At 65.6% G+C, this 12,946-nt stretch carries 17 protein-coding genes and 1 tRNA gene; 7 read left to right on the forward strand and 11 right to left on the reverse strand.

The features are described 5' to 3' along the window. The first annotated feature begins 112 nt into the window (after window positions 1–112). Window positions 113–301 carry a DUF3606 domain-containing protein gene (locus tag ACTHLF_RS04935; RefSeq protein WP_440325370.1) on the forward strand — a complete coding sequence of 63 codons (189 nt, stop codon included), beginning with the start codon at window positions 113–115 and terminating at the stop codon, window positions 299–301. Between the two features lie 228 nt (window positions 302–529). On the opposite strand, the gene ACTHLF_RS04940 is transcribed toward ACTHLF_RS04935, so the two are convergent. Then, a complete protein-coding gene (locus tag ACTHLF_RS04940; protein ID WP_440325372.1) occupies window positions 530–799 on the reverse strand; it encodes a hypothetical protein in 270 nt (89 codons plus the stop codon). Window positions 800–884: 85 nt separating this feature from the next. Here ACTHLF_RS04940 and ACTHLF_RS04945 point away from each other — a divergent pair, with 85 nt between their 5' ends. After that, complete coding sequence (locus tag ACTHLF_RS04945; protein WP_440325373.1) at window positions 885–1,088, forward strand: hypothetical protein; 204 nt, start codon at window positions 885–887, stop codon at window positions 1,086–1,088. 16 nt (window positions 1,089–1,104) lie between these two features. Here the strand turns inward: ACTHLF_RS04945 and ACTHLF_RS04950 are convergent, their stop codons facing one another. The 5 genes from ACTHLF_RS04950 to ACTHLF_RS04970 all read right to left on the reverse strand — a co-directional run bounded on the left by ACTHLF_RS04950 (window position 1,105) and on the right by ACTHLF_RS04970 (window position 5,048). Next, window positions 1,105–1,923, reverse strand: coding sequence for an SDH family Clp fold serine proteinase (locus ACTHLF_RS04950; RefSeq protein ID WP_440325375.1), 819 nt, complete (start codon window positions 1,921–1,923; stop codon window positions 1,105–1,107). 401 nt (window positions 1,924–2,324) lie between these two features. Then, window positions 2,325–2,400, reverse strand: a tRNA-Thr gene (locus ACTHLF_RS04955). A gap of 16 nt (window positions 2,401–2,416) precedes the next feature. Further along, window positions 2,417–3,247: an SPOR domain-containing protein gene (locus ACTHLF_RS04960; protein WP_440325376.1), complete on the reverse strand. Its 831-nt coding sequence runs from the start codon at window positions 3,245–3,247 to the stop codon at window positions 2,417–2,419. A 65-nt stretch (window positions 3,248–3,312) separates the two neighbouring features. Beyond that, the gene (locus ACTHLF_RS04965; protein WP_440325378.1) at window positions 3,313–4,071 is read right to left on the reverse strand and encodes a type III pantothenate kinase; all 759 of its coding nucleotides are present in this window, start codon (window positions 4,069–4,071) and stop codon (window positions 3,313–3,315) included. After that, window positions 4,068–5,048, reverse strand: a complete 981-nt coding sequence (locus tag ACTHLF_RS04970; protein WP_440325380.1) for a biotin--[acetyl-CoA-carboxylase] ligase — start codon at window positions 5,046–5,048, stop codon at window positions 4,068–4,070. The genes ACTHLF_RS04965 and ACTHLF_RS04970 overlap by 4 nt, the downstream gene beginning before the upstream one ends. A gap of 198 nt (window positions 5,049–5,246) precedes the next feature. Between ACTHLF_RS04970 and ACTHLF_RS04975 the strand changes: the two genes are divergently transcribed. Beyond that, window positions 5,247–5,591 carry a hypothetical protein gene (locus ACTHLF_RS04975; protein ID WP_440325381.1) on the forward strand — a complete coding sequence of 115 codons (345 nt, stop codon included), beginning with the start codon at window positions 5,247–5,249 and terminating at the stop codon, window positions 5,589–5,591. Window positions 5,592–5,644: 53 nt separating this feature from the next. Next, window positions 5,645–6,355, forward strand: coding sequence for a zinc-dependent peptidase (locus ACTHLF_RS04980; RefSeq protein WP_440325398.1), 711 nt, complete (start codon window positions 5,645–5,647; stop codon window positions 6,353–6,355). 1 nt (window position 6,356) lies between these two features. On the opposite strand, the gene ACTHLF_RS04985 is transcribed toward ACTHLF_RS04980, so the two are convergent. From ACTHLF_RS04985 to dusA, 4 genes are all read right to left on the reverse strand, one after another. Next, window positions 6,357–7,745: an ATP-binding protein gene (locus tag ACTHLF_RS04985; protein ID WP_440325383.1), complete on the reverse strand. Its 1,389-nt coding sequence runs from the start codon at window positions 7,743–7,745 to the stop codon at window positions 6,357–6,359. A 55-nt stretch (window positions 7,746–7,800) separates the two neighbouring features. Next, on the reverse strand, window positions 7,801–8,493 hold the full coding sequence (locus tag ACTHLF_RS04990) for a response regulator transcription factor (protein WP_331644717.1): 693 nt from the start codon (window positions 8,491–8,493) through the stop codon (window positions 7,801–7,803). Beyond that, a complete protein-coding gene (locus tag ACTHLF_RS04995; RefSeq protein WP_440325385.1) occupies window positions 8,493–8,780 on the reverse strand; it encodes a PepSY domain-containing protein in 288 nt (95 codons plus the stop codon). Before ACTHLF_RS04995 ends, ACTHLF_RS04990 begins: the two co-directional genes overlap by 1 nt. A gap of 67 nt (window positions 8,781–8,847) precedes the next feature. Continuing rightward, entirely contained in the window at window positions 8,848–9,828 is a 981-nt protein-coding gene (dusA, locus tag ACTHLF_RS05000) for a tRNA dihydrouridine(20/20a) synthase DusA (RefSeq protein WP_440325387.1), read from the reverse strand. 225 nt (window positions 9,829–10,053) lie between these two features. Here dusA and ACTHLF_RS05005 point away from each other — a divergent pair, with 225 nt between their 5' ends. Beyond that, window positions 10,054–11,040, forward strand: coding sequence for a cytochrome D1 domain-containing protein (locus ACTHLF_RS05005; RefSeq protein WP_440325389.1), 987 nt, complete (start codon window positions 10,054–10,056; stop codon window positions 11,038–11,040). A 53-nt stretch (window positions 11,041–11,093) separates the two neighbouring features. Here ACTHLF_RS05005 and ACTHLF_RS05010 read toward each other — a convergent pair whose 3' ends face one another. Then, window positions 11,094–11,480 carry a VOC family protein gene (locus ACTHLF_RS05010; protein WP_440325391.1) on the reverse strand — a complete coding sequence of 129 codons (387 nt, stop codon included), beginning with the start codon at window positions 11,478–11,480 and terminating at the stop codon, window positions 11,094–11,096. A gap of 20 nt (window positions 11,481–11,500) precedes the next feature. Here ACTHLF_RS05010 and ACTHLF_RS05015 point away from each other — a divergent pair, with 20 nt between their 5' ends. Together ACTHLF_RS05015 and ACTHLF_RS05020 are read left to right on the forward strand one after the other, a co-directional pair. Beyond that, window positions 11,501–12,316 (forward strand): hypothetical protein, encoded by an 816-nt coding sequence (locus ACTHLF_RS05015; RefSeq protein WP_440325392.1) that lies wholly within the window; start codon window positions 11,501–11,503, stop codon window positions 12,314–12,316. A gap of 89 nt (window positions 12,317–12,405) precedes the next feature. After that, the coding region (locus ACTHLF_RS05020; protein WP_440325394.1) for an alpha/beta fold hydrolase at window positions 12,406–12,946 on the forward strand (541 nt) is incomplete at its 3' end.

Raw genomic sequence — 12,946 nt, forward strand, 5'->3', positions numbered from 1 at the left:
CGGGCAGGTTGGCCGCGTCAGCCTGACTCGGGGCTGGCGCGGCTTTCTTTGGCAGTCACGCCCGGATAACGGCTGCTGTGGGATACGTGGCGCTCATCAGAGGCCGTTCCCCATGACTACCGACAGATTCGTCGCTGCTCCGGCAGATCTGACGAAGATCAACGTGTGCCTGCGTACTGACATGGCGTATTGGACGCGTGTTCTCGGAGTGAGCGAGACGGAATTGCGGAAGGCCGTGATGTCCGTGGGAGACGCGTCATGGAATGTGCGCGCTGAACTTCGCCGGCTGCGCCGCAAGTGAAGGATCAGAGGCGCAAGCGAATTTTCATCTTTTACCCCTCCATGAACTCGCGGGATTGGCGCGTTCTGTCAGGTAGCTTCTCAGAACTTTTCGCGTCCGAGTGGCTCGCTGTCGAAGCCGCGCTAAAACTAGCGAATGAGCTAGGCGGCACCCGGATGGTTGATGTCGTCAAAGAGACGATTTCCGGTGGGTGGATGCCAGTCTTCCAGCCTACCGGCTGATCCCTACTTATGCGGGCGTCAGGAGCTTCGCCAGGCGCAGCATAGCGTGCCCGTACCCTGGTGATGGCTCAGTGCCCGGGTCGCCAAGGATCGCCGCCACGTCGGCGGCCGCATCACTGACCGCATGTAGGCCCAGTTCGTCGGCGCGGACGCATATCAGGTGCGCCCGGAACCGGGCCTCGTCGAGGTCCGTGGCCAGCGCAGCGTCATTCATCGCCATGCAATCGACGTTGAGTTCCGCGGACAGGAGAATGGTATTTCCGTCGCCGTAGGCCATGGCGTGAGCTTACGCTCCTGCGCTGGCCGTTGTGTAAGGCGACCACGAGAGGTATAAATCGGCCAGCTCGAAACAGGGGAGTTTCATGGAAGCAGCCTACCGTATCGCCGTCCTCGCCCTTCTTGCCGCCTTGGTCGGCGCCGTCGTGTATGAAGGCGAGAAAATCAACCGAAACCAGTACCAATTCTCGTCGTATGACGTGCAGCGCGTCGAGGTCGTAAACGGCAAGAACGACGCAATACCCGTCCAAGCGGTCGAGCCCCTGCCGGGGACAGTCGACAGATACTGACTGCGCACTTTTCCCGCTAGGGTGCGCGCTGCAGAGTAACCGCGCTACTCACAACCTCGCCCTCAAACACCTTTGAATGGCCGTTCCGCGCACAGTCGTATGAATACATGGTGCGAAGTAGCCATATCTTCTGCCAAAGCGGATCGCCTGCCTCAAATGCGTTAATTTTGAGGCCGAGGCTAGCCGCTTCGCCGGCATCGATGACCGATCCATGCGAATGGTAGTGCTGTCGGGTGGCGAGTTTCTGGACCACCGCCTCGACTTCTTCTGCACTCTTTTCACGCAACATGCCGTCCTTCAAGAGCTGCGTCGCAAGCTTGGTCGTTTGCTGCTGGAATGTCTCGGCGACTTGGCGAGTTAATGGATCGGGGGCCGCGTTCAGGAGAAATGTGATGGGCGTCCCGCCCAAGTGCGGGTCGATCGGGCCCAGCTCGGAGCTGGCAGACATCAAAATCGCACTTCCGCACAGCGCAATAACTGTCCCATTACTCTTGGCTCGACGCGGAACGATCACGCGCAAGTCAGGCGCCAGCTGCCGAAAAAGTGCGCAGATCTTCTCCGTCGGGTCGGTGAATCCGCCGTTAGTTTCGAGGAGCAAATCGGTCGGCCCGCGACGACGCGCGTTGAGCACTTCGATGAGGTACTGGTCGTCACCCGGATCGATCTGCGCTTCAGTTCGATCGGTGTCCGTGAAATACACGATCAGATCACGCCCCGTCTCTTCTTGAATGTCACGGATCAGAAGTTGACGGAGATACCTATCTTTATGCGTCACCCAGAACAGCGGCGACTGCTTGGGAATGTCCTTAGTCCGCGGGAAGCAGCTGTCGCTCATTGTGGCCTTCATCCTCTCGTGTATTCATCTGAGCGCGCTGTGCGGAAACACGCTCGATCATGAGGAGGAGGCCGCGATGCGGATCAACGCCCGGCGCAAAAGCGACTTCGTCGCGCACTAGTTCTTGGCGCGAGCGCACACCAAAGGCATCGGTACCCGACCGCCCGACTACGGACGCGCACAAAAAATTGCTGTGAATAATGCTGTGCATATCGCCCCCTCCCATGGCAGAGAGTTTGTGATGAAAGCCTGTGTACTGTAAAGCTCGGCCTCAGAACATAGCCCAAATGGGTCGCACCGGACGAGACGCAACCAATCTGAAATGCGCCACGAGCGTTGCCTGGCCGTTGCCTTATTTTCTCACAAAAAAAGCCCACCCATCGGCAGGCCATTGATTTTACTGGTGCCGGCACCCGGATTCGAACTGGGGACCTACCGCTTACAAGGCGGTTGCTCTACCAACTGAGCTATGCCGGCGAAGGCGGGGAGTTTATCAGAAGCAGCCGGTGGGTCGAGCGGTGGCGCCGGGGGCGCGGATCGCGCGGCGGATATCGTTGCCGGTGTCGTCGGGGACGACTACGTCGAGCCACCAGACGGGCGTGGTTTCGGTGCGTTCGCTCATGCGCGCGGGAAAGCCCGCGGCAATGACTTCGTCGCGGCGCTTGCGGGCGTTGGCCGGGTCGTGGAACAGGCCCAGTGCCACGGAGTTCTGCATCTCGCCCTGGACGGTCACCACGAAGTAGTCCTTGATGCCCTTGGCCTCCAGGCGCCGGGCCTGTGCAAGGGCCAGCTCGCGGGTGTCCTGCGCCGGCAGGAACACGCGCCAGCCATGCGATTCGGTCGTCTGCTCCTGACGCTGCCGGCTACGGACGGTGCGCGAGGCCAGCGTGGTACGCGTGGTACGCAGATCCACCTGGGTCGCAAACGGGCCGATCGCGAGGCAGCGGTAGCTGCGCTTCGCGCTGGTCGGCACCGAGGCGGGCGGTGCGGGCGCCTCCGCGGCGGCCTTTGCCACCTCTTGTGCGGGTGCGGGCGTTGTCGGCGTGGGCTTGGCGGGAGTTACCGGCATGGTCACCACGGCGCTGGGTGCCTTTTCCGCGACCGTCGCGCTGGACGCGACCGGCACAGCGGAAGCCACCCCGCTCGATGCGCCAGCAGGCGCGCCAGCGCTCGACGCCACCGGCAACTCGGTCAGCAGCTTCAACTCCGGCACGCCCTTGTCCGAGGCCTCCACGGCGTGCGGACCGCTTTGCCCCAGCAGCAACCAGGCGGCCACCGCAATGTTGAGGGCGATCAGCAGTACGAACAGCAAACGCAGCAGCATGGTGGCCTTGGCTCGTGTAATGGGCCTGCGCGCGTTCCCCTGTAAGAACCGGCAGCGACTGGATTCTAGGGGATTTTCGCCGCCCCGGCGTGCGTCTTCGCCCACACTGCGAGCCCGCGCAGGACGGCGTCGGGCACGATGCTCACCGCGTGCTCCAGCAGGGGGGCGAGCAGTTCGGCGTCGCCACCGCCCAGGGTCACCTGGGGCGCGCCGCCCAGCTGCGGGGCAGCGCGGCGCACGAAGCGATCGACCAGGGCCGCGCTCGCCTGCCAGCAACCGGAGGCAAGTCCATCGGCCGTGTTGCCGGCGAGATCGCGAACGGCACCCGCCTGCGTCGGACGCACCTGGACGGTGGCGCCGAGCACGGATTGCTGCATCAACAGCGGGCCGGGCGCGATCCAGCCGCCGAGGTGGCGGCCTTCGGCATCGAGGGCATCGAGCGTGAGCGCGGTGCCGACACTGGCGAGCACGCACGGCGCCTTGCCCGCGTCCCAGGCATGAACCATGGCGAGGAAGCGATCGACGCCCAGCCGGCCGGGTTCGGCATACGCATTGCGTACGCCGCAGGCTTCGGCAGGCGTGCGCACCCAGGTGGGTTCGCAGGCAAACGCGTTGACCGCCGCGACGGCGACCGCCGTTTCGCGCGCACCATCGACCACCGACGCACCGACGACACGATCGGGCCGCGGCCACGTGGCCCAGAGCGTGGCCAGCTCATGCGCGATATCCGCGTCCCAGCCAAAGGCGCCGCGATGGGTGAAGTCCGCACCGTCATATAGCGCGAACTTCAAGCGCGTATTGCCGAGGTCGAGCAGCAGGATCATGCGCCGCTCCTGCGCACGGAAATCTCGGCGCTATCGACCGTCACCGCTTCGCCGTCGGCGCGACGAACACGCAATGCCCCGCGTTCGTCGACGCCTTCGCCCGTGGCGATGTACTCCCCGCGTGGATCGATAACGCGCAGCGACTGCCCGTTGAGCAGGTCGTAGGCCGCGTATTCCTTCGCGAACGCCGCGAAGCCCTGGCGCTCGAACAGCCGCAAGCCTTCAGCCAGTGCGCTGACGACGGCCGCGGCCACGGTGTTGCGATCCGGCGGCTGGCCGCCGCTGAGTGCCGCGAGGTCGGTGATCGGCTGCCCGGCACGCTCATGCAGGGTATCGGGCAGGCGGATGTTGAGGCCCACCCCGATCACTGCGGCGCACGGGCCCGAATATTCACCGGAGAGCTCGACCAGGATGCCGGCGAGCTTCGCGTTCCCGGCCAGCACGTCGTTCGGCCACTTCAGGCCGGCGGTACGGATGCCAACCCGGTTGAGTGCGCGCAGCAGCATCACGCCGACCGCGAGCGACAGGCCGGACAGCGCCGCGAAGCCGCTGTCGAAGCGCTTCAGCACCGACAGGTACAGGTTCATGCCCGGCGGCGACAGCCAGGTACGGCCGCGCCGGCCGCGCCCCGCCGACTGGGTTTCGGCGAGCACGAAAGCGAGGTCGTCGAGCACCGGATTGCGCCGCGCCAGCTCGCTCGAGGTGGAATCCAGCTCCCAGTGGACCTCCAGCATGCCGATATCCGGCAGGACGGCGGGGTCGCAGGCGGCGCGGATGGCAGGGCCATCGAGCAGCTGCGTGGGCCAGGGCAGGCGGTAACCACCGCCCACCTTGGCTTCCACCGGCACGCCCTTAAGGCGTAGCGATTCCATCTGTTTCCAGACGGCGGCGCGGGTCACGCCCGCCTGGCGGGCCAGGGAGGCGCCGGACACGGCATCGCCGCCGGCAAGGGCTTCGAGGAGGTCACGTGCGAGCATGGCTACCGTCAGGCCGTCAGGCGGCCCCTGCGGGAGTGGGTAAACGGGGACATCCGCTGATTCTAGGGCAGGCGAGCGGATTTCGCCCGGGTCGCAGCCATGCCCATGGCCTGGCGACGAACCACACTGGCGCCCCCGTGAATTTTCTGCGAGGATCGGTCGTCCCCCCGTATTGTCCTGGGGCATTGGGGTTTACCGATGAACGCCAGACCTTACATCTTCGGATGTCTGTGCCTCGTCGGTGCCACCGGCACCGCCGCCGCTTCCGACATCGATCCTTCCAGCCTGTTTTCCATGGGCGGGACGGCTTCGTCGTCGTTTGAAGGCAGCGGCGGCCGTTCGCAAGGGAGTGCGCCCCACGAGAACAGCAGCACCGGCGGCGATGACATGTCGACCCGCCCGGGTGGCTCCGGCCGCGCCAGCGGCGGTTCCTCGTCGAGCAGCTCCCCGGTCGCGGATGACGACCCGAACCGCGAGGGTCCGGCCCCCGTTCGTGCGCCCACGCCGAGCTGGCAGTCGCTGCTCCCGGGGTCCATGCTCTGATTTTCCGTGGTTGGCCGTCGTTCCTGGCGCGGTTCCGTGCGCCCGTACCGCCCATCGATGACGCCCGCTGGAAAGAGGCGGTAGCCCGCGTACCCATGGCCCGGGCGCTCGATGCCCCGCGCCTGCATTACCTCCGCCAGCTGGCCGCGCTGTTCCTGCATACGAAGCGGTTCCACGCCCTGGGTGGCGCGGCGCTGGACGATTTCTGGCAGCTCGTGATCGCCATGCAGGCGAGCCTGCCCGCCCTGCCCCGCGGACCAAAAGCGTTCAAGGGCTGGACCAATGTCCTGGTCTACCCCGGCGAGTTCAACGTGCGGCGGAGCCACCGCGATGCGCACAGCGGTGTCGTCACCGAGCAGGACGACACGCTCATCGGCGAAGCCTGGGACCGCGGCCCCATGGTGCTCTCACTGGCCGATGTGAAGCTCGACATCGAAGCGCCATGGGATGGATTCAACGTCGTGATCCACGAGATGGCGCACAAGCTCGACATGCTCGCCGCACCGGCGAACGGCGTTCCACCACTGCTCCCGGGCATGAACCGGCGCGAGTGGATCGCGACCATGCAGCAAGCCTTCGATCGCCTAGTGAAGCAGACCGAGCGCGGCCGCGAGACCGCGATCGATCCGTACGGCGCGGAAGCACCGGAGGAATTCTTCGCCGTGACCAGCGAGCTGCATTTTTCCCAGCCGGCGCTGTTGCGCGAAGCGGAACCAAAAGTGGCGAAGCTGCTGACCGACTTCTACGGCCCCTCGCCCGCGTAGCTCAGCCCGGGGGGATGGTTACCCGGAAGCGGGCGCCGCCCAGTTCTTCGGAGTGGTCGACGTGCAGGGTGCCCTGGTAGGCCTTGATGATGTCCTGGACGATCGACAGGCCGATGCCGTGGCCTTGCACGCGCTCGTCGCCACGCACGCCGCGCTGCAGGATCTTCTCGATCTTCTCGTCCGGAATGCCCGGGCCGTCGTCTTCGACAATGAGTTCGAGTCCGCTGCCACCCTTGCGCCCCGGCCGGGTCGCCCGCGCGGTGAGCAGCACGCGGTGCGACGCCCACTTGAACGCGTTCTCGACGAGGTTGCCCATGAGCTCCAGCAGGTCGCCCTGCTCGCCCGGGAAAGCCACGCCATCTTCCAGTTCGAATTCGCAGAGCACGTTCTTGGCCGCGTACACCTTCTCCAGGCTTTGCACGAGATCCTCGGCATGCCCGGCGATCGGCTCTTCCGCAGCGATGGTGCGCCGGCCCGACGTTGCCGCGCGGGAAAGCTGGTACGCCACGATCTCGTCCATCTTGCGCACCTGGTCGAGGATGTCGCCACGCAGGTTGTGCGCGTCTCCGTCCGTTTCCAGTTGCGAGCGAACGACCGCGAGCGGCGTCTTCAGGCTGTGCGCCAGGTCGGCCAGGGTGTCGCGGTAACGGGTGCGCTGCTCGCGCTCGCTATCGATGAAGGCGTTGAGGCGCCGGGTCAGCACGGTGAGTTCCACCGGGTACGGGCCATCAAGGTGATCGCGGGCACCGCGCTCGATATGGGCGAGGTCGCTCGACACGCGCCGCAGCGGCAGCAGGCTCCAGCGCAGCAGGAACAACTGCAGCAGCATCAGCATCATGCCGAGCATGGCCAGCCAGAGGAACTGCGTGCGGCGGTACGTGGCCACCTGGCGCTCGAACTGGTCCTCGGTCTGCGCGACGGCGAAGGTCAGCGGGACGCTACGCTTCTCGGTGCTGTCCAGCGAGACGCCGTAACTGAAGACGTAGAGCTTGCCGCTGCGCGTCTCCACCGGTTCGAAAGCGGTCTCGCCGGGCGAAAGCATGCGTACGAAATCGAAATCGCGACCCAGCGCCGATGACGATTCCCAGCGGAACCCATCGTTGCCCACGATAATCGCGTAGAGCCCCGAGCCTGGCCGCGAGAAATCGGGATTGGGCTGGCTATCGGGCGTGGTGACCTTGCCGGCACGGGTAATGTCCGTATCGGTGATGTATGCGATGGCGTAGTTGTGCAGCCGGTCGTGCATGGCCGACAACTCGGAGGCGTAGTTGGCCTTGTTCTGCGCAAGGCCGGTCAGGCCAAGAAAGGCCGCCAGCGCAAAGCCCGTGGCAAGCGCGGCGCGCGCAGCCAGCGACAGGGGGCGGCGCTTGGTCGATGAAGCGGTTTCCATGCTTCGCAGGTACCTACATGGCGGCGCGGCGTCGTGCCACGCCGCCACGATAATCTTAGTCTTCGTCCGCTTCGTTGCGCGGGATCGCGAAACGGTAGCCGCGGCCGCGCACGGTTTCGATCGGCTTGAGCGCGCTCTCCGGATCCAGCTTGCGACGCAGGCGGCCGATGAACACTTCCAGCACGTTCGAATCGCGATCGAAATCCTGCTGGTAGATGTGTTCGGTCAGGTCGGCCTTCGACACCAGCTCGCCGGCGTGGAGCATCAGGTACTCGAGCACCTTGTACTCGTAGCTGGTGAGGTCCACCTGGCGGCCTTCGACGGTGACCGTCTGGGCGGTGGTATCGAGCTTGATCGGGCCGCAGGCGAGGATCGGCTTGGACCAGCCACTGGCGCGGCGGACCAGCGCGTTGATGCGCGCCAGCAGTTCCTCGACGTGGAACGGCTTGACCAGGTAATCGTCGGCGCCGTGCTTCAGGCCTTCGACCTTGTCCTGCCAGCTGCCGCGGGCGGTAAGGATCAGGATCGGGTAACGCTGGCCGTGCTCGCGCAGGGCCTTCACCAGGTCCATGCCGGACAGCTTGGGCAGGCCCAGGTCGATGATGGCGAGGTCGAACGGGACCTCGCGGCCGAGGTAAAGACCTTCTTCGCCATCCTGGGCGGCATCGACGGCGAAGCCATCGCGCTTCAGGCGCGCGGCGAGGGTCTCGCGCAGCGGGGCCTCGTCCTCAACGAGCAGGATTCGCATTAATGTCTCTCCTTGGTATCCCCGGCGGTGGCATCCAGGGGTTTGGCGGTTTCGGTTCGAAGGGGCACCACTTTCACGTGCCCGTCCAGAGTGAGGACCTTGACCCGGTATTCGGTGATTCGCCCGCGCTCGACAAGGCGGGTATCCGCTGAAAGCACCTTCCCCCCGGTTTCTTTCTGCACCTTGGCCACCGCCTGCTCCAGCGTCATCGACTGCTGGGCCAGGGCGGCAAACGGCGCGCCGGCACAGATGGCGGCGAAAAATAGCGGGCGGAACGTGATTTTCATGTCAGGCGCGGTGTCATGCGAGTCGGCCGATCATGCCGATGCCCGCCCCGCCCGAAGCTGAACGAAACTAAGCCGCCTGGCGCAGGGGGGCCATGGCGGACTCGATCACGCTCCAGTCGGCCCCCGGCAGGTGGGCACCCTCCGACAGTTGCCGGCGGAAACCACGCGCACCCGGCTCGCCCTGGTAAAGGCCCAGAATGTGGCGGGTGATGTGCTTCAGGGCCGTACCCCGGGCCAGTTCGGCCTCGATATAGATACGCATGCGCTCGAGGACATCGGCCCGGTCGGCCATTGGCGCGCCATAGAGGGCCGTCTCCAGCTGGGCCAGGACGAACGGGTCGTGGTAGGCCGCGCGGCCCAGCATCACCCCGTCGACATGGGCCAGGTGCTCCTGGACAGCCTCGACCGTGGTGATACCGCCGTTGATCACGATGGTAAGGTCCGGGAACTCCTGCTTCAGCCGGTAGACCCGGCCGTAGTCCAGCGGCGGAATCTCCCGGTTCTCCTTCGGGCTCAGCCCCTCGAGCCAGGCCTTGCGTGCGTGGACCACCAGGTGTTTCACCCCGGCCTGCACCATGACCTGGGTGAAGTGTTGGAGGTCGGCGTATTCGTCCTGGTCGTCCACGCCGATGCGGCACTTCACCGTGACCGGCACGTCGACCACCCCGGCCATGGCGCGGACGCACTCCCCCACCAGTTCCGGCTCCCGCATCAGGCAGGCGCCGAACTTGCCGGACTGGACCCGATCGGAGGGGCAGCCGACGTTGAGGTTGATCTCGTCATACCCCGCCTGGGCGCCCAGGATCGCGGCGCTGGCCAGCTCAGCCGGGTCGCTCCCGCCCAGCTGCAACGCCACCGGATGCTCCTCATGGCTGTGCTCCAGCAGGCGCACCTGCCCGCCACGCACCAGCGCGGCACTGGTGACCATCTCGGTGTACAGGCGCGCATGCGGCGACAGCAGACGGTGGAAGTACCGGCAATGCCGGTCCGTCCAGTCCATCATGGGGGCTACGGTGAGGCGAAAGGCTGAGGGGTCAATGGGTTGCATCGGGGCATTTTAGCAACAACCCCCTGTGGGAGCGCGCTTGCGCGCGATACACGCTGGGGACGGCCTGCCACGCCCGTGCAACATCCCGCGTAACCGCGGCGGAAACTATCGGTAACGGGTGGACGCTATGTTCACCCTGCGCAAGCACGAGATCGGTATCAACCGGTTCCGGCCAGGTCATGGCGGGCGTGAGATTGCGCCCAACCACTACCAGTGAGACATCCCATGACGACCAGGCATTCGATGCTTACGGGCGCGGCCCGTCGCGCCCTTCCGTTGCTCCTTGCGGGCGTAGCCCTCCCCGCTGCCGCCGGCTCCATCATCAATACGAACGCCTACGTGGCGAACCAGAACGACAATACCGTGTCGGTGATTGACACGACGCGCAATGTCGTGACAGCGACTGTTACCGTTGGTAGCAGCCCGTTCGGCATCGCCGTCAGCCGTGACGGCAGCAAGGTCTACTTGACCAACTCGAACGACAACACCGTGTCGGTCATCAAGGCATCCACCAATGCGGTCATCGCCACGATCCCGGTTGGCGCCTTCCCGTACGGCGTCACCTTCAGCGTGGATGGCCGCTCGGCCTATGTGACGAACGCCAACGACAGCACCGTGTCGGTGATCGATACCGCCACCTACAGCGTGGTCGATTCGCTCCCCACCGGCACCGTACCGTTCGGCGTGGCCGCGGGCATCTCGGGCAAGTACGTCTACACCGCCAACTTTTTCGACAACACGGTTTCGGTGATCAACACGAAGACGAAGCAGGTTGAAGCCTCCGTGCCGGTGGGTTCGGCGCCGGTCAGCCTCGACGTGGGCCCGTTCGGCGCGCGCGTCTATGTCGCGAACCAGGGCACGAACAACGTCTCGGTGATCGACACCTCGAGCAACACCGTGACCTCGACGATCGCTACCGGCAACGCGTCCGATGCGGTCGCGACGAGCCTCCTGGGTACGCGCGCCTACGTGTCCAACCTTGCCGACGGCACGGTGTCGGTCATCGACGCCGGCAGCAAGACCGTGATCGCGACGGTTCCGGTCGGCATCGCACCGGGCCCGATCGCGGTCAGCCTGCCGCTGGCCCGCGTCTATGTCACGAACTCCGGATCGAACACGGTCTCGGTGATCAACCCGGCGAACAACAAGGTCGTCGCGACCGTCAACGTCGGCAACGGCCCGTCGGCCGTCGCGACGCAGCAGGTCGACTAAGCTTCCGTCGCCGCAGCATGCGAAACGGCCGCCTCGATGGGCGGCCGTTTTTTTTACTGCCCCTCAGGCGGCTCCCAGAGTTCCACCTTGTTCCCCTCCGGGTCCATGACCCAGGCGAACTTGCCGTAGCCCGTCGATTCGTCCACGTCACCGACGACCTGGCACCCCTCGTCGCGCAGCGCTTTTACAAGCGCGTGCACGTCATGGACGCGGTAGTTGATGGTGAATGCCTGGCTCTCGGGCACCTGGCCATCCTTGCCGGAGGAAACCGACCAGATGGTGGTGCCGCAGGTCGGCTCACCCTTGTCGTCCGTCCAGGTGAAGGCGGCGCCGCCCCACTCCTGTACGTCGATCCCAAGGTGCTTCTGATACCACGCCCGCAAGGCCGGGGCGTCCTTGGCCTTGAAGAAAATGCCGCCAATACCGGTGACGCGTTTCATGGGACCTCCGACCGTGGGCGATGGAAACGCGAGCGTACCGCAAGACCGGCCGCAAGCGGGGGCCGTCGCCACAGTCCCCCGAGTTCGCCTTCGAGCGCGACGCGGGCAACGTGCGCCGTGCCCTGGCCGAGTACAACGTGAACTATCCAGTGGCCATCGACAGCGATCACCAGGTGTGGGACGCCTTCAATAACGAATACTGGCCCGCCCTGTATTTCATCGATGCGAAGGGCAAGGTGCGCCACGTCGAATTTGGCGAAGGCAACTACGACAAGTCAGAACTGGTTATCCGCCGCCTGCTAGAGGAGGCGGGCAACCCACCCATGAACGGACCGCTGGTCGCCCCGATCGGTGAGGGCGCGGAAGCGCCCGCCGATACGGCGGATGAGCGCTCGCCCGAGACCTACACCGGCTATGCGCGTACGGAACAGTTCGCCTCCCCAGGAGGCGTCGTGCAGGACCGCATGCACGGCTACAAGGTGCCCGAGGGCCTCGGCCTCAACCACTGGGCGCTTGCCGGCGAGTGGACCATGGGCCGTGAGTCGGCGAAGGCGGAAGGCGCCGGCGGCGAGATCGTCTACCGCTTCCATTCGCGTGACCTGCACCTCGTGCTCGGCCCCACGGCCGGTGGTGCCAGCGTCCGCTTCCGGGTCACGATCGACGGCAAGCCGCCGGGAGCAGCCCACGGCGTCGATACCGACGCGAGCGGTAACGGCAAGGTCGACGAGCCGCGCATGTACCAGCTGTTCCGGCAGACCCCGCCGATCACGGATCACGTCTTCGAAATCGAATTCCTCGATCCTGGCGTGCAGGCGTACTCCTTTACCTTCGGCTGAGAGACGGCCGCGCCAGCAATCAGCTACATTCCTGACCCGGCGGCTACGTGGCCGCACTACGGGGGATGAGGGTGAGGAAAGCATCGTTGGTGGGGGCCACGCTGTTGGCCCTGGGCATGCTTGCGTCCGGTGCGCAGGCCGCGGAGAGCGCGAAGGCGGGCACGCGCCAGGCCGCGGTACCGCTGGACGCCGCCTGCAAGGGTAAGCCGGGCAAGGTCGATAGCGCAGGCTTCGTCCGCATTGGCGGCATCGAACAGTGGGTCACCGCCAAGGGCGACAGTTGCGCCACCCCCGTCATCCTGTTCATCAGTGGCGGCCCCGGCAATCCCCTGAGCCCGCTCTCGGACACGATGTACGGTGCGTGGTCGAAGGATTTCATCGTCGTGCAGTGGGACCAGCGTGGCGCCGGCATGACCTATGGGCGCAACCCGCCGGCCGAAGGCGAGACACTGACGATCGAGCGGATGGCGAAGGACGGCAACGAGCTCGCCGAATATCTCGCGCATCGCTACGGCAAGCGCAAGGTGATCCTGTGGGGGAGCTCGTGGGGCTCGATCCTTGGCGTCTACATGGCGAAGGCCCGGCCGGACCTGTTCTACGCGTACGTGGGCACCTCCCAGGTCGTGAACT

This window comes from Luteibacter sp. (assembly GCF_051958795.1).
Classification (GTDB): Bacteria; Pseudomonadota; Gammaproteobacteria; order Xanthomonadales; family Rhodanobacteraceae; genus Luteibacter.

Bases quoted from the DNA above. Each gene is read 5' to 3' on its own strand.
- ACTHLF_RS04935 (WP_440325370.1), top strand. From the start codon at position 113: ATGACTACCGACAGATTCGTCGCTGCTCCGGCAGATCTGACGAAGATC.
- dusA (WP_440325387.1), bottom strand. From the start codon at position 9,828: ATGCAACCCATTGACCCCTCAGCCTTTCGCCTCACCGTAGCCCCCATG.
- ACTHLF_RS04985 (WP_440325383.1), bottom strand. From the start codon at position 7,745: ATGGAAACCGCTTCATCGACCAAGCGCCGCCCCCTGTCGCTGGCTGCG.
- ACTHLF_RS04945 (WP_440325373.1), top strand. From the start codon at position 885: ATGGAAGCAGCCTACCGTATCGCCGTCCTCGCCCTTCTTGCCGCCTTG.
- ACTHLF_RS04960 (WP_440325376.1), bottom strand. From the start codon at position 3,247: ATGCTGCTGCGTTTGCTGTTCGTACTGCTGATCGCCCTCAACATTGCG.
- ACTHLF_RS04975 (WP_440325381.1), top strand. From the start codon at position 5,247: ATGAACGCCAGACCTTACATCTTCGGATGTCTGTGCCTCGTCGGTGCC.
- ACTHLF_RS05015 (WP_440325392.1), top strand. From the start codon at position 11,501: ATGGAAACGCGAGCGTACCGCAAGACCGGCCGCAAGCGGGGGCCGTCG.
- ACTHLF_RS05010 (WP_440325391.1), bottom strand. From the start codon at position 11,480: ATGAAACGCGTCACCGGTATTGGCGGCATTTTCTTCAAGGCCAAGGAC.
- ACTHLF_RS04995 (WP_440325385.1), bottom strand. From the start codon at position 8,780: ATGAAAATCACGTTCCGCCCGCTATTTTTCGCCGCCATCTGTGCCGGC.
- ACTHLF_RS04940 (WP_440325372.1), bottom strand. From the start codon at position 799: ATGGCCTACGGCGACGGAAATACCATTCTCCTGTCCGCGGAACTCAAC.
- ACTHLF_RS04970 (WP_440325380.1), bottom strand. From the start codon at position 5,048: ATGCTCGCACGTGACCTCCTCGAAGCCCTTGCCGGCGGCGATGCCGTG.
- ACTHLF_RS04950 (WP_440325375.1), bottom strand. From the start codon at position 1,923: ATGAGCGACAGCTGCTTCCCGCGGACTAAGGACATTCCCAAGCAGTCG.
- ACTHLF_RS05005 (WP_440325389.1), top strand. From the start codon at position 10,054: ATGACGACCAGGCATTCGATGCTTACGGGCGCGGCCCGTCGCGCCCTT.
- ACTHLF_RS04965 (WP_440325378.1), bottom strand. From the start codon at position 4,071: ATGATCCTGCTGCTCGACCTCGGCAATACGCGCTTGAAGTTCGCGCTA.
- ACTHLF_RS04990 (WP_331644717.1), bottom strand. From the start codon at position 8,493: ATGCGAATCCTGCTCGTTGAGGACGAGGCCCCGCTGCGCGAGACCCTC.